This window comes from Clostridium sp. (genome assembly GCF_032552055.1).
GTDB lineage: Bacteria > Bacillota > Clostridia > Clostridiales > Clostridiaceae > Clostridium.
The window spans coordinates 1-22,357 of sequence record NZ_JAWGSV010000021.1 but is presented as its reverse complement, the minus strand read 5'-3'; the positions used below and the strand labels follow the sequence as shown (position 1 = coordinate 22,357).

At 29.2% G+C, this 22,357-nt stretch carries 23 protein-coding genes and 1 pseudogene; 22 read left to right on the top strand and 2 right to left on the bottom strand.

Features of this window, described 5'->3' with window-relative positions; genetic code table 11:
• Positions 1-206: 206 nt before the first annotated feature.
• The 16 genes and pseudogenes from E6248_RS03190 (at position 207) to E6248_RS03115 (ending at position 15,124) form a co-directional block, all read left to right on the top strand.
• Positions 207-1,088 (top strand): YicC/YloC family endoribonuclease, encoded by an 882-nt coding sequence (locus tag E6248_RS03190; protein ID WP_316339371.1) that lies wholly within the window; start codon positions 207-209, stop codon positions 1,086-1,088.
• A gap of 14 nt (positions 1,089-1,102) precedes the next feature.
• A complete protein-coding gene (gene remA / locus E6248_RS03185) occupies positions 1,103-1,372 on the top strand; it encodes an extracellular matrix/biofilm regulator RemA (protein ID WP_066893902.1) in 270 nt (89 codons plus the stop codon).
• Positions 1,372-2,010, top strand: coding sequence for a guanylate kinase (gene gmk, locus E6248_RS03180; RefSeq protein WP_316339370.1), 639 nt, complete (start codon positions 1,372-1,374; stop codon positions 2,008-2,010). The genes remA and gmk overlap by 1 nt, the downstream gene beginning before the upstream one ends.
• The gene (rpoZ, locus tag E6248_RS03175; RefSeq protein ID WP_316339369.1) at positions 1,991-2,215 is read left to right on the top strand and encodes a DNA-directed RNA polymerase subunit omega; all 225 of its coding nucleotides are present in this window, start codon (positions 1,991-1,993) and stop codon (positions 2,213-2,215) included. Before gmk ends, rpoZ begins: the two co-directional genes overlap by 20 nt.
• Position 2,216: 1 nt before the next feature.
• On the top strand, positions 2,217-3,416 hold the full coding sequence (gene coaBC / locus E6248_RS03170; RefSeq protein WP_316339368.1) for a bifunctional phosphopantothenoylcysteine decarboxylase/phosphopantothenate--cysteine ligase CoaBC: 1,200 nt from the start codon (positions 2,217-2,219) through the stop codon (positions 3,414-3,416).
• A 55-nt stretch (positions 3,417-3,471) separates the two neighbouring features.
• A complete protein-coding gene (gene priA / locus E6248_RS03165; RefSeq protein WP_316339367.1) occupies positions 3,472-5,667 on the top strand; it encodes a primosomal protein N' in 2,196 nt (731 codons plus the stop codon).
• A gap of 14 nt (positions 5,668-5,681) precedes the next feature.
• Positions 5,682-6,125 (top strand): annotated as a pseudogene (gene def / locus E6248_RS03160) (peptide deformylase).
• Positions 6,126-6,141: 16 nt separating this feature from the next.
• Positions 6,142-7,068 (top strand): methionyl-tRNA formyltransferase, encoded by a 927-nt coding sequence (gene fmt, locus E6248_RS03155; protein WP_316339366.1) that lies wholly within the window; start codon positions 6,142-6,144, stop codon positions 7,066-7,068.
• 29 nt (positions 7,069-7,097) lie between these two features.
• Entirely contained in the window at positions 7,098-7,796 is a 699-nt protein-coding gene (locus E6248_RS03150; RefSeq protein WP_316339365.1) for a zinc metallopeptidase, read from the top strand.
• A gap of 11 nt (positions 7,797-7,807) precedes the next feature.
• Positions 7,808-9,127: a 16S rRNA (cytosine(967)-C(5))-methyltransferase RsmB gene (rsmB, locus tag E6248_RS03145; RefSeq protein ID WP_316339364.1), complete on the top strand. Its 1,320-nt coding sequence runs from the start codon at positions 7,808-7,810 to the stop codon at positions 9,125-9,127.
• 8 nt (positions 9,128-9,135) lie between these two features.
• Entirely contained in the window at positions 9,136-10,167 is a 1,032-nt protein-coding gene (gene rlmN, locus E6248_RS03140; protein WP_316339363.1) for a 23S rRNA (adenine(2503)-C(2))-methyltransferase RlmN, read from the top strand.
• 16 nt (positions 10,168-10,183) lie between these two features.
• A complete protein-coding gene (locus E6248_RS03135) occupies positions 10,184-10,909 on the top strand; it encodes a Stp1/IreP family PP2C-type Ser/Thr phosphatase (RefSeq protein WP_316339373.1) in 726 nt (241 codons plus the stop codon).
• Entirely contained in the window at positions 10,906-12,873 is a 1,968-nt protein-coding gene (gene pknB / locus E6248_RS03130; RefSeq protein ID WP_316339362.1) for a Stk1 family PASTA domain-containing Ser/Thr kinase, read from the top strand. Before E6248_RS03135 ends, pknB begins: the two co-directional genes overlap by 4 nt.
• Positions 12,874-12,976: 103 nt before the next feature.
• Positions 12,977-13,846: a ribosome small subunit-dependent GTPase A gene (rsgA, locus tag E6248_RS03125; RefSeq protein ID WP_316339361.1), complete on the top strand. Its 870-nt coding sequence runs from the start codon at positions 12,977-12,979 to the stop codon at positions 13,844-13,846.
• The gene (gene rpe, locus E6248_RS03120; RefSeq protein ID WP_316339360.1) at positions 13,840-14,484 is read left to right on the top strand and encodes a ribulose-phosphate 3-epimerase; all 645 of its coding nucleotides are present in this window, start codon (positions 13,840-13,842) and stop codon (positions 14,482-14,484) included. The genes rsgA and rpe overlap by 7 nt, the downstream gene beginning before the upstream one ends.
• Positions 14,485-14,488: 4 nt before the next feature.
• Entirely contained in the window at positions 14,489-15,124 is a 636-nt protein-coding gene (locus E6248_RS03115) for a thiamine diphosphokinase (RefSeq protein ID WP_316339359.1), read from the top strand.
• A gap of 209 nt (positions 15,125-15,333) precedes the next feature.
• Here E6248_RS03115 and rpmB read toward each other — a convergent pair whose 3' ends face one another.
• Positions 15,334-15,525 carry a 50S ribosomal protein L28 gene (rpmB, locus tag E6248_RS03110; protein ID WP_008678335.1) on the bottom strand — a complete coding sequence of 64 codons (192 nt, stop codon included), beginning with the start codon at positions 15,523-15,525 and terminating at the stop codon, positions 15,334-15,336.
• Between the two features lie 239 nt (positions 15,526-15,764).
• On the opposite strand from rpmB, the gene E6248_RS03105 reads away from it, so the two are divergent.
• The 6 genes from E6248_RS03105 to E6248_RS03080 all read left to right on the top strand — a co-directional run bounded on the left by E6248_RS03105 (position 15,765) and on the right by E6248_RS03080 (position 21,559).
• Positions 15,765-16,112 (top strand): Asp23/Gls24 family envelope stress response protein, encoded by a 348-nt coding sequence (locus tag E6248_RS03105; RefSeq protein ID WP_136004787.1) that lies wholly within the window; start codon positions 15,765-15,767, stop codon positions 16,110-16,112.
• Between the two features lie 11 nt (positions 16,113-16,123).
• On the top strand, positions 16,124-17,770 hold the full coding sequence (locus E6248_RS03100; RefSeq protein WP_316339358.1) for a DAK2 domain-containing protein: 1,647 nt from the start codon (positions 16,124-16,126) through the stop codon (positions 17,768-17,770).
• Between the two features lie 89 nt (positions 17,771-17,859).
• The gene (gene recG / locus E6248_RS03095; RefSeq protein ID WP_316339357.1) at positions 17,860-19,890 is read left to right on the top strand and encodes an ATP-dependent DNA helicase RecG; all 2,031 of its coding nucleotides are present in this window, start codon (positions 17,860-17,862) and stop codon (positions 19,888-19,890) included.
• 64 nt (positions 19,891-19,954) lie between these two features.
• Positions 19,955-20,509: a 16S rRNA (guanine(966)-N(2))-methyltransferase RsmD gene (gene rsmD, locus E6248_RS03090; protein WP_316339356.1), complete on the top strand. Its 555-nt coding sequence runs from the start codon at positions 19,955-19,957 to the stop codon at positions 20,507-20,509.
• A 15-nt stretch (positions 20,510-20,524) separates the two neighbouring features.
• Entirely contained in the window at positions 20,525-21,001 is a 477-nt protein-coding gene (coaD, locus tag E6248_RS03085; RefSeq protein ID WP_316339372.1) for a pantetheine-phosphate adenylyltransferase, read from the top strand.
• A gap of 21 nt (positions 21,002-21,022) precedes the next feature.
• On the top strand, positions 21,023-21,559 hold the full coding sequence (locus E6248_RS03080; protein ID WP_316339355.1) for an ATPase: 537 nt from the start codon (positions 21,023-21,025) through the stop codon (positions 21,557-21,559).
• Here the strand turns inward: E6248_RS03080 and E6248_RS03075 are convergent.
• Positions 21,545-22,357: sporulation integral membrane protein YlbJ (locus E6248_RS03075; RefSeq protein WP_316339354.1), on the bottom strand; the 813-nt coding region annotated here is incomplete at its 5' end. The genes E6248_RS03080 and E6248_RS03075 overlap by 15 nt on opposite strands.

Sequence of the window (22,357 nt, the reverse complement as noted above, 5' to 3'; positions counted from 1 at the left end):
ATATAAATTAATTAAAAAGATAACTCTTTTTAATTCGTAAATCCAAAAAAAGAGAAGTGATATAAAATTCACTTCTCTTTTTTTTATATCTAATTGTTAACATTTTGTGAATAAACCATTGACTTTATTTTAGTCATAAATTATATTAAAGATGTTCTAAAAAAAGAAATGATTTATATTATGTATAAATAGCTTTGGAGGCAGATATGGTTAAGAGTATGACTAGCTTTGGGAGAGCTAGTAATGACGAAGGAAATAAGTATTTATTTTCTGTAGAAATGAAAAGTGTTAATAGCAGATATTTAGATGTTAATGTTAGGATACCCAAAAGTTATATAGCTTTAGAGGAAGAAATAAGAAAACTAATTAATTCTAAACTATCTAGAGGTAAGGTAGATGTTTTTATTAATCAAAAGGATTATTCGCAAGGTGATGGAGTATGTAAGCTAAATGTAAAGCTTGCGAAAAGTTATTATAATGCCTTAAAAGAAATAGAAGAAGCCTTAAATGTTAAAAATGATATTACTGTAACTCAAATAGCAAGATTTCCTGAAGTAATTAATATAGTAGAAGAAGAGGAATCCATTGAAGAAATATGGAGTTTAATTAAACCTCTTATAAGCTCATCTTTAGAAATGATGGAAAATATGAGAATAACTGAAGGCGAAAAGCTAAAGGAAGATATATTAAATAAATTAAATGAAATAGAAGATACAGTAGTAGAAATTGAAAAGATATCTGATTTAGTTCCAAAGGCATATAAGAAAAAGCTTGAGAACAGAATAAAAGAATTACTTGAAGGTATAGATATTGATGAAGGAAGAATGGCTCAAGAAATAGCTATAATTTCTGATAAATCTGCAGTAGATGAAGAAATTACTAGACTTAGAAGTCATTTAAATCAAATGAGACTAACTTTAAAAGATGGTGAACAAATCGGAAGAAAGTTAGACTTTATAATTCAAGAAATGAATAGGGAAGCAAATACTATTGCTTCAAAATCAAGTGATATGGATATGACTAATTATGTCATTAACATAAAAAATCTAATAGAAAAAATAAGAGAACAAGTGCAAAATATAGAATAATTAGGAGGAAAATAATGGGAATCAAATTAATTAACATTGGATTTGGAAACATAGTATCTGCAAATAGACTTGTTGCTATAGTAAGTCCTGAATCTGCACCTATTAAAAGAATAATTCAAGAGGCAAGAGATAGGGGGATGCTTATTGATGCAACTTATGGTAGAAGAACAAGAGCTGTTATTATAACTGATAGCGACCATGTAATTTTATCAGCTGTACAACCGGAGACTGTTGCGCATAGACTAGTAGTTAAAGATGAAACAGTAGATGAGGTAGATGAATAATGCAAAGTAATAGAGGAGTATTAATAGTTATTTCAGGTCCATCTGGAGCTGGAAAAGGTACTATTTGTAAGGCTTTATTAGAAAAGCATAAAAATATTTATCTTTCAGTTTCAGCTACTACTAGACATCCTAGAGATGGTGAGGTTGAGGGAGTAAATTACTATTTCTTAACAAAGGAAGATTTTGAAGAAAAGGTAAGAAATAATGGCTTCTTAGAATATGCTAATGTACATGGTAATTTTTATGGTACACCTAAAGTTAATGTGGAAAAAATGTTGGAAGACGGTAAAGACGTTATTTTAGAAATAGATATTCAAGGTGCACTTCAAGTGAAAGAAAACTTTAAAGAAGGCGTATTTATCTTCATTCTTCCACCATCTATGGAAGAATTAAAACAAAGAATAATTAAAAGAGGAAGCGAAACAGAAGAATCCTTAATGACTAGATTTAAAAATGCTTATAAGGAAATCAATTATGTTTCAAAATATAATTATGCAGTAGTTAATGATACTCTAGAAGTGGCTGTAGCTAAAGTGGAAGGGATTATTACTGCTGAAAAATGTAGAGTAGATAGAATAAAGGAAAATACAATTTTAGATTCTAAGGAGGGCTTAATTCATGAACAACTCTATGATTAATCCATCAATTATGGATTTACTACAAAAGGTAGATGATAGATATTCATTAGTAATAGTAACATCAAAAAGGGCAAGACAATTAATTAATGGAAGTGAACCATTAGTTGTAACAAAGTCAAAAAAACCACTTACTATTGCAATTAATGAAGTAAATGAAGGTGAAGTTGGATTTGAACAATCACCAACAAAAGAAGGTTCTAGATAATATGGAAAATAAAAGGTGTGTTTGTATAGGAGTTAGTGGAGGGATTGCTGCTTATAAAGCATTAGATATTGTAAGTGCTTTGAGAAAAAAGGATGTAGATGTTAGAGTTATAATGACTGAGTCTGCAACTAAGTTTGTTACACCTCTTACATTTCAATCTTTAAGTCAAAATATGGTTACTACAGATATGTTTGCAGAACCAAAGGCTTTTGAAATACAGCATATATCTTTGGCAAAAAGAGCTGATGTTTTCCTAGTAGCACCAGCAACAGCAAATATAATTGGAAAGGTAGCTAATGGTATTGCTGATGATATGTTATCAACTACTATTATGGCTACAAAAGCTAAAGTGATATTTGCACCAGCAATGAATACAAATATGTATGAAAATAAAATAGTTCAATCTAATATAGAAAAGCTTAAGGGCTTAGGTTATGAATTTATTGAACCTGCATCAGGAAGGCTTGCTTGTGGCGATGAAGGCAAGGGTAAACTTGCAGATGTGAATACTATTATAGAAAGAGTCTTAGATGTACTAGAAAACGAAGATATTCCCAAAGATTTACTAGGAAAAAAGGTTTTGATTAGTGCAGGACCTACATATTCAAATATTGATCCAGTTAGATTTATAACTAATAAATCTACTGGTAAAATGGGATATTATATAGCAGAAGAAGCACGGGATAGAGGAGCTGATGTTACTTTAGTTTCAGGTCCTACAAATTTAAAACCTCCTTCTGGAGTTAAGGTTATAAATATAACTACAAATGAAGAAATGAAGGAAGCCATCTTTGAAAACTATGATGATAGTAATATTGTTATAAAGTCTGCAGCAGTTGCAGATTATAAAATTAAGAATTATAGTAATGATAAGATAAAAAAAGGTGATGGAGACTTAGTTTTAACATTCGTCAGAGATAATGATATATTAAAGCTTCTTGGAGAAAAGAAGACTAATCAAATCCTTGTTGGTTTTGCTGCAGAGAGCACTAATATAAGTGAAAATGCAAGGAGAAAACTAGAAAACAAGAATTTAGATTATATAGTAGCTAATGATATTACAAGTTCAGATACTGGATTTGGTAGTGATGATAATAAAGTAGTTATCTTTACAAAAGATGGAGAAGAAATTAATTTAGAAAAGATGAGCAAAAGAAAAGTTGCTTCAAAAATCTTTGATACTATTTTAAGAAAGCGCTAAAATGCGCTTTCTTTTATATCATTATAATTAGTACCTAATAAAAGGGTGAGTAAATTTGAAAAAATATGCAGAAATTGTTATTAATAATGATGCCTTGGATATAGATAAACCTTTTACTTATAAGATACCTGAAGAATTAGAAGATAAAATAAAAGAAGGTCAATGGGTAAAGGTTCCTTTTGGAATTAAAAATTCACTTGCTGATGGATTTATAATGGCTTTAAAGGATGATGAAATAGAAGGATTTAAAATAAAAAGTATAAAGCTTATTGTAGAGGAAGAACCACTTTTAGACAGTGATGATTTAAAATTAATAGAATTTCTTAAAGAAAATTATTTATGCAGATATATTGATGGTATAAGACTTTTAATTCCACAAGGAGTATTAAAAGGAGCTAAAAATAAATTTAAGTTAGTTGTTTCTACTGGGATTATTCCTACTTCTGAAATAGAAGAAAAATACAAGGATATTTTTGATTTTATAAGAGACAATGAAGGTAAATATAATAAGAGTGAACTTATAAAAGAAAAGGGATTTTCAAACTATAAAATTAATAAGCTTATTAAAGAAGAGTATTTAAAAGTTTCAGAAGAAATAGTATATAGATACAATATTAAAGAATATATTGATTATAAAGAGAAGGAATTAACTATAGATCAAAAATCAGCATTAGAGGAAATAAGAAATTCTAATAAAAATATTGTTCTTCTAAAGGGTGTAACAGGTTCAGGTAAAACTGAAGTTTATATGCAATTAGTAAAGGATGCAATTAGTAAAAATCAATCTTGTGTAGTTTTAGTTCCAGAAATCTCCTTAACACCTCAAATGATAGAAAGGTTTAAAGGTAGATTTGGAAGAGAAGTAGCGGTATTTCATAGTAAGCTTTCAGATGGTGAAAAATATGATGAGTGGTATAGGGTTAAGAGTGGAAAGGCTAGGCTTGTAATTGGAGCTAGAAGTGCTTTATTTCTACCTTTTGTAAACCTTGGATTAATAATTATAGATGAAGAACATGAAAATACCTATAAATCAGAACAAAGTCCAAGATATGTAACTAGAGAAGTTGCTGAATATATCAGTGTTTTAAAAGGTGCTAAGGTTATATTAGGATCCGCTACTCCATCAATAGAAACTTATTATAGAGCTTTAAGTTCAGAAATTCAGTTAGTTGAATTAAATAATAGGGTTGATAATAAGCCAATGCCTAGTATGGATATTGTTGATATGAGAGAAGAACTTAAAGAAGGTAATATATCTATGTTTAGTAGAAAGCTTTACCATGAGATGAAGGAAGCTTTAAGTAGAAAAGAACAAATTATATTATTTCTAAATAGAAGAGGTTTTTCAACTTTCGTTTCCTGTAGAGCATGTGGATATGTATTTAAGTGTCCTAAATGTGATATTTCTATGACTTTTCATAAAAATGGATATTTAGCATGTCATTATTGTGGTCATGGAGAGCCTCAGTCTAAGATATGTCCTAAATGTAAAAGTAAATATGTGAAGCATTTTGGAGCAGGAACTGAAAGAGTAGAAGAAGAAGTGAAAAAATACTTTAAAGATGCTAAAGTATTAAGAATGGATATGGATACTACAAGAAATAAGAATTCTCATGAAAATATTTATAATTCATTTAAAAATGGTGATGGAGATATTTTGATAGGAACTCAAATGATATCTAAAGGATTGGATTTTAAAAATGTTACTTTAGTAGGCATATTAGCAGCAGATATGTCCTTAAACATTCCAGACTATAGGGCAGCTGAGAGAACATTTCAAATAGTAACACAAGTTGCGGGAAGAGCAGGCAGAGGTGAAAAAGAAGGAAAGGTAGTTATCCAAAGTTATAGCCCAGATCATTATAGTTTGCTTTATGCTAAGAATTATGATTATGAGGGTTTTTATAATGATGAATTTACAACAAGAGGTTTGATGTATTACCCTCCTTTTGGTAAAATACTATTAGTAAATTCATCTTCTAAAAATGAAGTTTCTTTAAAGAATTTTATGGATAATTTAAGGCGGGAGCTTGGAGTCATTGCGAATGATGAAGATAATATTGAAATCTTAGGTCCAGTTCCATGTATTATTTCTAAAATTAAAGATAACTTTAGATGGCAAATAATATTTAAAGGGGATTTATCATTAGATTTTTGTAAAAAAATTAAAGATAAACTTTATCAATTAAATAAGAATGTATATAATGAAATAAAAGTGTATATTGATATTAACCCAAATAACTTGACTTAAAGGAGGTAAAATAAATGGCAATTAGAAATATAAGAACAAATGGTGATGAGGTATTAAGAAAACAATGTAAAAATGTTAAAGAAATAACTCCTAGAACCATTAAGTTAATTAAAGATATGGCTGAAACAATGTATGAAGCTGATGGAGTAGGATTAGCTGCACCACAAGTAGGAATATTACAAAGAATTTTTGTTATAGATGTATATGACGATGAGGGACTTAGAGTATTTATAAATCCAGAAATATTAGAAGTTTCAAGTAGCCAAATAGGAGAAGAAGGCTGTTTAAGTGTTCCAGGAGAATCTTTCGAAGTTTAAAGAGCCAATTATGTAAAAGTGAAAGCTTTTAACGAAAAAGGGCAAGAATTTATCTTAGAAGCTACAGAATTATTAGCAAGAGCTATATTACACGAAAATGATCACTTAAATGGAAAACTATTTATTGACTATGTAAAATAACAAAGGAGGGATTGACATGAAGATAGTATTTATGGGAACTCCAGAATTTGCAGTACCATCTTTAGAAAAAATAATTGAGACCTTTGGTGTTGAGTGTGTATTTACTCAACCAGATAAGCCAAAGGGTAGAGGAAAGAAAGTAGCTATATCTGCTGTTAAGGAAGTAGCTTTAATGCACAATATAAAAGTAATGCAACCTATTAAGTTAAAAGATGATAGAGAAGCAATTGATTATTTGAAAAAATTAGAACCAGATTTTATTATAGTAGTTGCTTTTGGTCAAATATTAACTAAAGAGGTATTAGATATTCCAAAGTATGGGTGCATAAATCTTCATGCCTCCCTACTTCCAATGTATAGAGGAGCTGCTCCTTTAAATTGGGCAATAATAAAGGGAGAAAAAAAATCTGGAAATACAACCATGTTAATGGATGTTGGATTAGATACAGGAGATATGCTTCTTAAAGATGAAGTAGATATTCCTATAGATATGACAGCAGGAGAACTTCACGATATATTAATGGAAAGAGGAGCAGATCTTTTAATTAATACTATTGAAAAGTTAAAAAATAATGAAATTACTAGAATTAAGCAAAATGATGAAACATTTTATGCTAAAATGTTAAATAAGGAAATTGCAAAAATCAATTGGAATAATAAAGCAATAGATATTCATAACTTAATAAGGGGCCTTAATCCATGGCCAGTTGCTCATACAAGTTATGAAGATACTCCGATGAAAATATATAAATCTAAAGTTTTAAAGGAGGATTCAAATAAGGAACCTGGAACTATTTTAAGCGTAAGCAAGGAAGGAATTAAAGTTGCCACTCTAGAAGATGTACTTTTAATAGAAAAAATTCAGTTTCCAAATGGAAAGCCTTTAACTGTAGAACAATATATTAATGGAAATGAAATAAAGGTAAATAATAAGCTAAGTTAACTAAATAAAGATTAAAAGGAGATGGCTATATGTTTTATCCGGGATTTTATTTTGATACAACTTATTTAATTTTAATTCCAGCAGTAATTATTGCTTTTTGGGCACAAAATAAAATAGATAGTGCCTATAAGAAATATAGAACTGTAAGAACAGCTAGCGGTGTTACTGGAAGTGAAGTTGCTAGAAGTATTCTAGATGGAGCTGGACTATTTGATGTTAGGGTTGAAAGATATGGTAAGCATTTAGGAGATCATTATGATCCTTCAGCAAGGGTAATAAGATTATCGCCTGAGGTTTATGATGGGGCAACAGTTGCCTCAGCAGGAATTGCAGCTCATGAATGCGGTCATGCAATTCAGCATCAAAATCATTATGCACCCTTAGTTTTAAGAACTAGAATTGCCCCTATAGTGAATATAGGAAGCAATGTATCTATATGGTTATTTATGATTGGCATATTTTTAGGTAATCCTCTGTTTGCAAATATAGGTATAATATTTTTTAGTGGAGCAGTTATATACCAACTAGTAACATTACCAGTTGAATTTAATGCTTCAACAAGAGCACTTAGCATATTAAAGACTAGAACGTTTTTATATGGTGATGAGTTAAAAGGAGCACAAAAAGTTCTCGATGCAGCAGCTATGACTTATGTTGCAGCAACACTAATGGCTATTTCTCAATTAATTAGATTAATAGCTTTAAACAATAGATATAACGATAATTAAGAGGTAGAAGGATGAATAGTAGAAAACTTTCAAGACAAATAGTACAAAGAGTTTTAGAAGAAGGGGCTTATTCTAATTTAGTTTTATCAAAAGAATTAAATAGAGATGATATAGATGATAAGGATAAGGGGCTTATAACTGAAATAGTTTATGGTACTTTAAGAAGAAAAAGAACTTTAGATGTGCTTATAGGTAATTTTGTAAAAGATATTAAGCTTTTAGATTCTACAGTATTAAATATACTTAGAGTTGCAATTTATCAAATGTATTTCTTAGATAAGATACCGGAGTATGCTGCATGTAATGAAGCAGTGGAAGAAGCTAAAGAAATATCTATGGAAGCTTCAAAGCTAGTTAATGGTATTTTAAGAAATTTCATTAGAGATGAAAAGGAAATAGTAGTACCAGGAAATAGAATAGATGAACTTGGATATAAGTTTTCTTTTGAACCATGGATGATAAGACTTTTTATTAAGCAATATGGTGAAGAAAGAACTATGAAAATAATGGCTGGCTTAAATGAAACACCAAAAGTTACTGTAAGAGTTAATGAATCTAAAGGTGAGTATGATGAAGTTTTTGAAAACCTTGAAGAAATGGGATATAAGATTGAAGAAGGATATGCTTGTCCAGAAGCCATAAAAATAGAAGGTGGAAAAGGTGTTGAAAGTAATGAGTTATTTAAAGAAGGACTTATTACAGTTCAAGATGAAAGTGCAATGCTTGTTGCACCTTTATTAGAAATTAATAAGGGAGAGAAAATATTAGATTTATGTGCTGCACCAGGAGGAAAAACAACTCATATTGCAGAGTTATTAGATAATACAGGGGAAGTATTAGCTTTTGATTTACATGAAAATAAGTTATCTTTAATTGAGGAAAATGCTAAGAGGTTAGGTTTAACTAATATAGTTTGTAAGACTATGGATGCAACTAAACTTAATCCTGATTATATTAGCTATGGAGATAAGGTATTAATTGACGTACCTTGTTCAGGACTTGGAATAATAAGAAAGAAACCTGAAATAAAGTGGAATAAAACAAGACAACAATTAAGAGATTTAGTTGAAATTCAAAGAGATATAATGGAAAATGCATGGCAATATTTAAAACCAGGCGGAATACTATTATATTCTACTTGTACATTAAATAAAGAAGAAAATGAAGATAATTTAAAATGGTTCTTATCTAAACATAGTGATGCAGAAATTGAAAAACTATATATAGGTAATAATAATAATTTTATATACAACGTAGATGGAAGTTTAACTATATTACCAAATGATTCTATGGACGGTTTCTTTATGGGTAAAATAAAGAAGAAAAAATAGGTGATATAATGAATAATATATTAGATTATAGTTTAGAAGAAGTTTCCTTATGGATGAAAGAAAATGGAGAAAGTTCTTTTAGAGCTAAACAAGTTTTTACTTGGATTTATAAAAATACTTGGAATTTTGAAGAGATGAAAAATTTACCTAAGTCATTAGTTGAAAAGCTTAAAAATAATTTTTACATAGGTATTCCAGAAGTAATAGAGACATTTGAATCAACACTAGATGGTACTAGTAAGCTACTTTTAGCTTTTAAAGATGGAAATATAATTGAAAGTGTAATTATGAAATATAATTATGGAAACACAATTTGTATATCCACTCAAGTGGGATGTAGAATGGGGTGCAAGTTCTGTGCTTCAACATTAGAAGGTAGAGTTAGAAATTTAACTGCTGGTGAAATTTTAGCAGAAGTTATGGTTGCTCAAAAGGTTTTAGGCGAAAGAATTTCTAATATTGTACTTATGGGAAGTGGAGAGCCTTTAGATAACTATGATAATGTAACTAAGTTCATAGATTTAGTAAATGCAGAATATGGATTAAATATAGGGCAAAGACATATAACACTTTCTACTTGTGGTTTAGTACCTAAAATTTATGATTTAGCAGATAAAGGATATAGTATTACTCTTGCAATTTCATTACATGCTTTTAATGATGAAACAAGAAGAGAAATTATGCCTATAGCGAAAAAATATTCAATTAAAGAAATACTAGAGTCTTGTGATTATTATTTTAATAAGACTGGAAGACGTATTAGTTTTGAATATTCATTAGTTTCAGGAATAAATGACAGTAAGGAACATGCAAAATCCCTTGCAAAACTATTAAAGGGAAGACAATGTCATGTTAATCTTATACCTGTTAATGAAATAAAAGAAAATACTTTAAAAAGACCTTCAAAGAAAACAATTGACGATTTTGAAAAGATAGTAAATGATCATGGAATAGATGTTACAGTTAGAAAAGAAATGGGAAATGATATAAATGCTGCTTGTGGTCAATTGAGGAGGAATTTTTTAAAGCTTGAAAAATAAAGGGGAGTGGGTACTTGTGATTGGTATTAAAAGTGATCAAGGTAATGTTAGAACCTTAAATGAGGATTATGCTGAATTTTATCAAGATGAAAATTATACGATATGTGTTGTAGCTGATGGTATGGGAGGTCATAATGCTGGCGAAATAGCCAGCAAAACTGCCTCTAAAGCCTTAATAAAATACATAAGAGAAAATATGGATTTTAATTTATCTAAAGAGGTTTTAATAAAATCAATTAAACATGCTAATTTAAAAGTATATAATCTTTCTCACTGTTCTGAAAGCTATGGAGGAATGGGAACTACTTTAGTAGCTTCTTTAGTAACTAGAGACAAGACTTTAGTTGCTAATATAGGTGATAGTGCTTGTTATGCTATTAAGGGAAAAGAAATTAAAAAAATAACTAAAGATCATTCTTTAGTTCAGGAATTATTAGATTCAGGAAGTATATCTCCTGAGCAAGCTAGTAATCATCCTAAGAAAAATGTAATAACTAGAGCTGTTGGAACAGAAGAAGAAGTTGCAATAGATGTTTTTGAAGTAAATAATAAAGAATATGATTACTTACTTTTATGTAGTGATGGATTAACTAATGAAGTGAATTTAGAAGAAGTTCTATCCATTAATATTGAAGAAAATCAATTACAGATTATTTGTGAGAAGTTAGTAGAAGAAGCAAAGGCTAATGGTGGAAGAGACAATATAACTGTAATGTTATTTGGAGGAGGGGTGCAAATATGAATGGAATAATTTTAGGCGGAAGATATGAACTGTTAGAAAAAATAGGCGAAGGCGGAATGTCAGAAGTTTATAAGGCTAAATGTAATAAGCTTAATAGATTTGTAGCTGTGAAGATATTAAAAAAACAATTTGCAGATAATAAAGATATTGCTCAAAAGTTTAAAAGAGAAGCTACTGCAATAGCAAATTTATCTGATGCTAATATAGTTAATATTTTAGATGTAGGGACTCAAGATGATATTGATTATATAGTTATGGAGCTAATAACTGGAAAAACTCTTAAAGAATTAATAAATTATAGTGGTAAATTAACATATAATACTGCAATAAAAATAGCACTTCAAATTGCAAAAGCTTTAGATTGTGCACATAGGAATAATATAATTCATAGAGATATTAAACCACAAAATATACTAGTTACTGAAAATGGAGAAGTTAAGGTAACAGACTTTGGAATTGCCAAATCAACAGACTCTCAAACTATAACAAATACTACAAGTATTATTGGTTCCGCACATTATCTTTCACCAGAACAAGCAAAAGGAACATATATTGATTTTAGATCAGATATTTATTCTTTTGGTATAGTATTATATGAAATGGTAACAGGAAGACTGCCTTTTGAAGGAGATTCACCTGTAACAGTAGCCTTAAAGCATCTGCAAGAAGAGCCTGTACCTCCTAAAAATATAAATTCTGCTATTCCAGATAGCCTAAATAAATTAATACTTAAGGCTGTTGAAAAAGAGCCTATAAAGAGATATCAAAATGCAAAGGAAATGATTCAAGACCTTCAAAAGATTCAAGAAAATCCTGATGTTGTAATTGGAAGTGCTATAAACACAAATAATGATAGCACTATCATAATGGCACCTATATCAAATGTTAAAGCTAATAAAAGTTCTACTATAGAAGATGATTATTATGACGATGATGACTATGATGAAGAATATGATGATGAAGAATATGATGACTTTGATGAAGATGAGAAGCCTAAAAATAAAAAGAAGAATACTAAGAGAAAAATACTTGTATCTATTGGAATTATAGTAGCATTATTAATATTAGGTTCTATAGGATTCTTTTTAGCTGGTGGCACTGGTAGTAGTGATATAGTTGTACCTAATATAGTAGGGAAGACAGTAGAGGATGCAAAGAAAGATGTAGAGAGCCTAGGAATAACAATAGAAGTAAGTAAAACAGATAAAAGTGATAAACCGGAAAATACAATTCTTGAAAGTGATCCAAAACCAGGAGTTAAGGTTAAAAAAGGAACTGTAATTAAGGTTGTAGTATCTGCAGGTGAAGAACAAGTAGATATGCCTGATCTTAGAGATTTTGATTTGAATTATATTAAAACTATCTTGGCTTCTAAAGGATTAAAAGAGCCGGAAGTAGCTTATGAAAATAGTGATACTGTGGAGAAAGGAAAGCTTATAAGACAAAGTCCAAATGCTTGGGAAAAAGTAAGCAAGAAGACAGACATAAAGGTTACTATTAGTGAAGGGCCAGAGTTTATAGAGGTAGATGTACCTAATGTGGAAGATGAGACATTAGAAAAAGCTACATCTATATTAGAGGAAGCAAAATTAAAAATTGGAGAAGTTAAATACGAAATTACTAGTAATCAGGATCTAGATCAAAAAGTATTAAGACAATATCCTAATTCCGGTAAGCTTAAAGAGGGTTCAGAAGTTAAATTGACAGTTTGGCAATTTAAAGAGGAGCCAATAGATGTAACTAAGCATTTAAGTAAAGGTATGTCGGTTAAAGATGCAAGGAAAAAACTTAATGATTTAGGCTTATCTATTAACTTTACTGATGGATCTTCAAGTGATGACGATGCAATAGTGACAGATTTTACTGCAGAAGCAAAAAAAGGTGGATCTGTAACTCTTACAACAGAGAAGAAACAAAATAATAACGGAAACAATGGTAATAACAACGGAAACAATAATCAATAAATGGGAATCAGCCTAGTGCTGATTCTTTTTTATAAAATTTATTTGCATTTTTTAGGGAAATCTGTTTATTATAATTATGAAGATAAAATTATATGGAGGAATTATGGAAGGAAAAATAATTAAAGGAATCGGTGGGTTTTACTATGTTAAAACTAAGGAAGAAGTAATTGAATGTAAAGCTAGAGGCAAGTTTAGGCATAAAGATATGAAACCAATGGTTGGTGATAATGTAATAATAAATGTCTCTAATGGAAAGGGAGTAATAGAAGATATATTAGAAAGATCTTCTGAACTTATAAGACCTACTGTTGCAAATGTTACGCAAGCTTTTGTAGTTTTTGCAATTAAAAATCCAGATATTAATTTTGACCTTTTAAATAGATTCTTAATTTTATGTGAACATAATAATATTAAGTCCATAGTATGCTTAAATAAAGAAGATTTAGCAACTAATGAAGAAAAGGAAGAAGTTAAAAAGAAAATAAATGATATAGGATATGACGTATTATTTATTAATGCAAAGAAGGCTATAGGAATAGAACTATTAAAAGAAAGATTAGAATCTGAGGTAACTGTTTTATGTGGACCTTCAGGTGCAGGGAAGTCAACTTTGATTAATACTCTTATTGATAGAAGCCATATGGAAACAGGAGCGGTATCTGATAAAATAGGAAGAGGTAAGCATACAACTAGACATAGTGAGCTTATTGAAATTGAAAACGGATATTTAGTAGATAGTCCAGGTTTCTCAAATATAGATATTAGTTTTATTGATAAAGATGAACTTAGATATTGTTTCCCAGAATTTGAGGAGTATAATCATAATTGTAAGTTTAGAGGTTGTCTTCATAACAAGGAACCACAATGTGCGGTAAAAGCTGCTGTTGAGGAATGTAAAATAAATGAATATAGATATAGTTTCTATATTAGAATATTAGAAGAATTATTAGACGGGAGGAAGAACAAATGGTAAAAATATCACCATCAATATTATCAGCTGATTTTTCAAAGTTAGGTGAAGAAATAAAGAATGTAGATAAGGCAGGTGCAGATTTCATACATATAGATGTAATGGATGGTAATTTTGTACCTAATATATCTATTGGATTACCAGTAATTAAATCTATTAGAAATAAAACTGATAAAGTTTTTGATGTTCATTTAATGATAGAAAATCCATCAAGATATATAGATGAATTTATTGAAGCTGGTGCTGATATAATAACTATTCATTATGAAGCAGAAAAGCATATAGATAGAGCTATAGATTATATAAAATCTAAAGGGGTAAAAGCTGGGGTTTCACTAAATCCGGGTACTCCATGCATAGTATTAAAAGATATAATAGAAAAGTTAGACTTAGTACTTATTATGTCTGTAAATCCAGGCTTTGGAGGACAAAAGTTTATTCCATATTCATTAAATAAGATAAAAGAAGTTAAAGAAATGAGTTTAAATGTAAATAAAGATTTACTTATTGAAGTAGATGGTGGAGTAGATAAGAATAATTCTAAGGCAATAGTTGAAGCGGGAGCTAATGTTTTAGTTGCAGGTTCTGCAATATTTGGAGATGGAAAACTTAAAGAAAATATAGAAGCTATTAGAGGGTAGCTAGATGAAGATAGTAATTGTATCTGGTGGAAAAGCTCCCTCAGAAGAAATTTTATTAAAAGAAGTAAAAAATGCTGACTTTATAATTGGAGCAGATAAAGGCTGTGAAGTCTTATATAAATATGAAATAACACCTGATGTTATTTTAGGTGATTTTGATTCAGCAGATATGAAAATTATAAATGCTATAGAAAAGAAGGCTAGAAAAAAAATAAAGTTTAAAAAAGAGAAAGACTATACAGATACTGAAATAGCTTTTAATTTAGCTTTAGAAAATAATCCAGATGAAATAGTACTTTTAGGCGCTACTGGGACAAGATATGATCATTCTTTAAGTAATATTGGTCTTTTAAAAAAGGCTTTAAGTAAATCAATTAATGCAAGAATTGTTGATGATAATAATTTGATGTTTTTAACAGATAAGAGTATTTCATTAAAAGGAAATCCAGGAGATACTATATCATTCCATGCATATAGTGACGAAGTAAAGAATTTTAGTATTAAAAATTCAAAGTATGATTTAGATAATCATTTATTAAGGTTAGGTGATGCATTAACTACTTCAAATGAGTTTATTGGGAATTATATAGATATATCTTTTAATAGTGGAATAATATTAGTACTTTATACAAAAGATTAAAAATATTAATCACTGATTTTATATCTCTGCATACTATGTATATAGAAACAAGACATTAGTGAGGGATATAAATGAAAATAATAGCAATTAAATTACCAAGATTTTTATCTAATCTTATAAAATTTTTTAGAAGAAAAAGATAATACATAGGAAAAAATAAATAAAATAAAAAATGCAATTGAATAAACAATTGCATTTTTTATTTGAACTTATATTGCTCTTTGAACCTTGCCAGATCTAAGGCATCTTGTACATACATGAACTGTCTTTGGTGTTCCATTAACTAAAGCCTTTACTCTCTTTATGTTAGGAGCCCAAGTTCTCTTTGATTGACGATGTGAGTGGGAGTACTGAGTTCCAGATACAACCCCTTTGTTACAAACTTCGCATCTTCTTGCCACTTGAAAACACCTCCTTATTTTTGAAGATAAATTTCTCTTCAATAGGACAGATTAAATTTTAACATAGGATATACTAGAAAAGCAAGGAAAAATAATAAAAAAGCAAAAAAACTTTTAAAATAGACATTTTCATATCTTTTTAGGAATCTTCATATAATAACCTATGTAATATTTACTTGAATAATAAATGAAGGTAATATAAAATATAGTGTATAGATATATATTAAGGAGGATTCTGTATGGTAGGATATTCAAATGAACTTGGAAATATACATTACTCTGAAGAGGTGCTTGCTAAGATAGTAGGTTTATCTACTATGGAGTGCTACGGTGTAGTAGGAATGGTTTCTAAGAACGCAACAGAAGGACTATGGGAATTAATGAGAATAGAGAATTTAAGCAAAGGTGTAAAGCTAAAAGTTAATGAAGATAAATTAGTGGTAGAATTATTTGTTATGGTTGAATATGGTACAAAAATTTCAGAAATAGCAAATAACATTATACAAAAGGTGCGCTATAGTGTGGAAAACTTTACTGGATTAAAAGTTTCATCTGTTACAGTAAATGTTCAAGCAGTTAGAGTCTAGGAGGTAAAAAGATGAAATATCAGACTATAAATGGCCATGATTTTTATAACATGGTTGTTAACGGTAGCAATAGATTATTAGAAGAAAGTGAATATGTTAATGCATTAAATGTATTCCCTGTTCCAGATGGAGATACAGGTACTAACATGTCAGCTACTTTTAAGGCAGCAGTTAAGGAAATAGAAGGATTAAATTCTAGTTCTATTGGAGAAACTTCAAAGAAGCTTGCTAAAGGAGCTTTAATGGGAGCTAGAGGTAACTCAGGAGTTATCTTATCTCAAATCTTAAGAGGTATTTCAAAGGGATTAGAAGGAAAAGAATCAGTAGATGCTGTTGAACTTGCTATTGCCTTTAAAGAAGGAAGCGCAGCTGCATATAAAGCAGTTATGAGACCTACTGAAGGAACAATATTATCTGTTATAAGAGCTGCAGCAGAAGCCGCTATTGAAACAGATAAAAAAGATATAGTAGAGTTAATGGATGTTATAGTAACAGAAGCAAAGGTTATGCTTGATAAAACACCAGAATTATTACCAGCTTTAAAGAAAGCTAAGGTTGTAGATTCAGGTGGAATGGGATTATACATTATATTAAATGGAATGTATGATGCATTAAAGAATGATATAAAGGCAGAAATTAAAGATATCAAACCATCAGAAGCTAAGATGCAAGGTGCTCAAGGTACTGAAGATATAGATATTAAATTTGGATACTGTACTGAATTTATCATTTTAGCTGATGCAAGTAAGGCAGAAAAGTTTAGAGATGATATAATACCTATGGGTGATTCTCAAGTAGTAGTTGGATATGAAGATGTAATAAAGGTTCATATTCATACAAATGATCCTGGAGCAGTATTAGCTAAAGCTGTACAATTAGGTGAATTATCTAAGATAAAAATAGATAATATGAGAGAAGAACATAGAGAAGTTCTTTTAAGTAAAGAAGAATATAAGCTTAAGGATCAAAATGTTGAAGCTGCTGTAGAAGTAGAAGAAGATAAGAAGTATGCCTTTGTTGCTGTTGCAATGGGAGATGGTATTACAAATATATTTAAAGATTTAGGTGTAGATTACGTAATCGAAGGTGGTCAAACTATGAACCCTTCTACCCAAGATATTATGGAATGTATAGCAAACCTAAATGCTGAGAATATTTTTGTTCTACCAAATAATAAAAACATTATAATGTCAGCAAATCAAGCTGCTGAAATTTCTGATAAGAATGTTATTGTTATACCAACTACTTCAATACCTCAAGGGATAACTTGTGTAACTATGTTTAATCCTGAAAATGAAGTAACTGAAAATGAAGAAGCTTTAAAAGAAGCTATGGAAATGGTTAAGACAGGTTCTGTAACATATGCTGTAAGAGATACAGAAATGGATGGAATTGAGATTAAAGAAGGCAATATGCTAGGTTTAATAGAAGGTAAAATTAAGAAGGTAGGAGAAAGCCACTGCAAGGTAGCTGAAGAAGTATTAGAAGAAATGATAGATGAAGATAGTGAACTTATTACTATTTTCTACGGAAGTGATATTTCTGAAGAAGAAGCAGAAAGCTTTACTGAAAAGCTTGAAGAAAAGTATCCTGACTTAGATGTTCAATGCTATGAAGGTGCGCAACCTCTTTACTACTTCTTATTATCTGTAGAATAATAAATAAGCACAAGTTACTACTTTTATTTACATAAGTGGGAACTTGTGCTTTAATATTTAACGTATATATATAAAATTGAGGTGAAAATATGGATATAAAAATGGAAGTATCCACCTTAAAAGGAGTAGGTCCAAAATTAACAGAAAAACTGAATAAGTGTGGTATTTTTACTATTTATGATTTGCTTTTATATTTTCCAAGAGATTATGAGTTTATTAAAAGTGATGTAGATTTTGATGAAATAGATGGAGAAGAAAAACAAATTTTATCTTGTAGAGTTATAGGATATGATAGAGATATTAAAACTAAAAATGGTAAGGTTTTAAGTACTATTAAATTTGATTATAATGGTCATATTGTTCTTGGAAAATGGTTTAATCAAAAATACATAAAAAATACCTTTAAAATGAATAATACATATGATTTAGTGGGGAAATTTAAAAAGATAGGTAAAATGTTAGAGGTTGTTAATCCTATGGTTGGGTGTAACGATGCTAAGAAAAGTGAGATTATCCCGAAATATCCCCTAAAAGGTGATTTAAATGATAGGGTTATAGCAAAACTCATTAATGAGGCCTTAGATAAGGTTATTATAACCGATAATTTACCTAAATATATTTTAGAAAAGTATAATTTATTAGACTTAGATACAGCAATTAGGGAAATTCACTTTCCAAAAGGAAAGATTGAATTAACTAGTGCAGTTAATAGATTAAAGTTTCAAGAGTTATTCACTTATTCTATGAAGCTTCTATTATTAAAAAATAACTTAAGAAGTAGTGATGGAATATCATTTCAGTGGCATGATGAATTAGTAAAATTAAAAGAATCCCTTCCTTTTAAGTTAACGGATGCCCAAACTAATGTAGTAAGAGATATTTTAAGAGATCAAAAAAGCAAATATTCTATGAATAGATTAGTTCAAGGAGATGTAGGAAGCGGAAAAACTATTGTTGCATTAATTGCAATATTTAATGTTATAAAAAATGGATATCAAGCAACTTTAATGGCACCAACAGAAATACTTGCTAATCAGCATTATAAAGAAGCTTTAAAAATATATAAGGATTTTGATATTAAAGTTGAGCTTTTAACAGGTAGTACTAGTGTAAAGGAAAAGAAGAGGATTAAGGAATTAATTTCAGGGGGAACACCTTTATTAGTAGTAGGAACTCATGCTCTAATACAAGAGGATGTAGATTTTACGAATCTTGGATTGGCTATTACTGATGAACAACATAGGTTTGGAGTTGAGCAAAGGAATAAGCTAATAAATAAAGGTAGAAGACCTGATGTTTTAGTAATGACAGCTACTCCAATACCAAGAACCTTAGCACTTTATATGTATTCGGACTTAGATGTTTCTATTATAGATCAGTTGCCACCGGGAAGAAAGAAAATAGATACTAGGTTTTATACTGATAAAAATAGAATGGAAGCTTATGATTTAGCTTTAAGAGAAATAAGTTCTGGAAGGCAAGTTTATATAGTCTGTCCTTTAATTGAAGAAAATGAAAAAATGGAATTAAATTCTGTTGAAACTCTATATGAAGAATTAAAAAGTGATGTTTTTAAGAATGTTACTGTAGAAATACTTCATGGTAAGATGAAGCCAAAAGAAAAGGATGATATAATAAATTCATTTAAGGAAGGTAATACAAAGATAATAATATCAACTACTGTTATTGAAGTAGGGGTGAATGTACCAAATGCTTCTGTTATGATTATTGAGAATTCAGAAAGGTTTGGCTTAGCACAGCTTCATCAATTAAGGGGAAGGGTTGGAAGAGGCGAATATGCTTCTTACTGTATACTTATAGGCAAGGCAAATAATAATAAGACAAAGAAGAGGATGGAAATAATGACATCATCAACAGATGGCTTCTTTATATCTGAACAAGACTTAAAGTTAAGGGGAGCTGGAGAAATGTTTGGTCTTAGACAAAGTGGAGATATAGGATTAGTACTTGCAGATATATATGAAGATATAGATATATTAAAATGCTCTAGATATGAAGCAAGTAAATTAATATCTTCAAATGAAACAGAAAATGTAAAATTATGCATAGAAATATCTAAATCTATTGAAAGATATAGTCGATATATTTGTTTTAATTAAAAAAATTGTATATAAATTAATATTATGATAAAATTGAAATAATGATAGCTAAGGAGGAAATTACATGAGAATAATAGCAGGAAAAGCTAGAGGTAGAAAGCTTATTCCGCCTGAAACTATAGAAACTAGACCAACACTAGATAGAGTTAAAGAAGCTATGTTTAGCATAATACAAAATTACATACAAGATGCAGTAGCTTTAGATGTATTTGCAGGAACAGGGAGTCTTGGACTTGAAGCAGCAAGTAGAGGAGCTAAGGAGGTATATTTAGTAGATAAGAGTAATACTACTTATCCTTTGTTAGAAAAAAACATAGAAAACTTAAAGTTTAATGATTTTTGCTTTCCGTTAAATATGGACTCTTATGATGCTTTAAAATCTTTAAGTAAAAAAGGAAAAGTCTTTGATATAATTTTTATTGATCCACCTTATTGCAAAGAAATGATACCAAAAGCAATAGAAATAATTAAAGAAAATAATATGTTAAATAAAGATGGAATAATAGTAACAAAAATTGATTCAATAGAAGAAATATATGAGGGATATAAAGATATACAAATAGCAAAAAGTAAGAAGTATGGTAATACTACGGTATGCTTATATAGATATGAGGAGTAATTAAAGGTGAAAGATATGAATATTGCGATATATCCAGGAAGCTTTGATCCAATTACTAATGGTCATTTGGATATAATAGATAGAGGTTCTAAAATTTACGATAAGCTTATTGTAGCAGTTCTAGTTAATGTGGATAAGAAATGTTTATTTAGTATTGATGAAAGAGTTGAGCTTATAAAAAGAGTAACAAAAGATCTAGATAATGTTGAGGTCTTAAGCTTTGAAGGCCTTCTAGTAGATTTTGCTAGGTTACATAATTCTAAAGTTATTTTAAAAGGGCTTAGAACAATGTCAGATTTTGAATATGAGTTCCAGATGGCACTTATGAATTCGAAATTAAACCCAGATATAGAAACAGTATTTATGATGACATCTTCTGCTTATTCTTATGTTAGTTCATCTTCTGTAAAGCAAGTTGCAAAGTTTGGAGGATCAATTAATGGCTTAGTTCCAGAAGAATTAAAAGAAGAAGTTATGGATAAGTTTAATTAATAATATAGAGGGGGAATAGGGATGGATAAAGTTGAAGTAAATATTATTGAACTTTTAGATTACTTAGAGGAAATATTAGACAATGCACCCAAGGTGCCTATAACAGGTAAAAGTGTAGTAGATAAAAAAGATATTTTAGAGGTTATTGATCAAATACATAGCTATTTACCAGATTCAATAAGAAAAGCAGAGTGGATAGTGAATGAAAAAGACAAAATTATTAGTAGTGCTCAAAAAGAATATGAAACTACAAAAAGTGAAATCATGGAAATGATGAAACAAAATGTTGAAAATCACGATATAGTTAAAGAAGCTAAGGCTAGAGCTAATGAAATAATTGCCCTAGCACAAAGGGATGCCAAGGCAATTAGATTAGGTTCAAGAGAGTATTCAATCGAAATTTTATCCGAATTAGACAGACAAATTGAAGCTAAAAAGGTTGAACTAATTCAAAATATGCAAAAATCTTTTGAATCAGTAGCTAAAGAAATAGATGAAAATCTTAGTAGTAATGGAGCTATGATAAAGGAAAATATTTCTGAACTAAGAGGAATGTAACTTTAATTTTAATTTATTTACTATAATAGTAAAGATTAAAGTAGCTATTAAAAGGCTTAATATTAAAATAAAAGTCTTAAGAGTTATAATGTTAGAATTATAGTTATAATTACTATTAAATGTTTGGATTGATTTTAAAATAATATTACTAGATATAAATGTTATTATAAAACCAATTATACCTTGAATAAACTTAAGGAAAACATATTTTTTGAAATTTGGATTATCTTTACTAATAAATGAAGCTACTTGAGCAATAATGGAAAGGCTTGAAAAGCAAAGTATAAAGCTTATTAAACTTAGCTTTAAGCTTATAGCTATATTAGTAGATGCAATTAATTTTGCTCCATTAGTAAATTCGATACTTCCAAGTAATAAATTGTATATAATTTCACTAGTCAAACTGAAATATTGAGATAAGTTTATAAAAGCAGCGCTAATTAAGGTGTTGCTTTTTATTATACTTATTATCACAGAAAATAATATTACAAAAGCACTAATATTTAGGGTGGTACTTAAAGCTCCTTCAATAGCAAATTTTAAGTTTGTTCCAAAGGGTTTATTTTCAAAGTTGACTTTTTTACTTGGAATGTTTTTAATATCTTTTTTATTTCTAGTAATTAGTCCAATTATTATTGTAGATAAATAATTTGCAATTAGGAGGATATATCCGTAACGTATATCATTAAGCATAGAAACAGAAATAGCTCCAAGAATAAATATAGGACCAGCATTAGAAGCAATATTTAATAATCTTTCATATTCTTTTTTATGTATAAATCCAAGATTATATATATC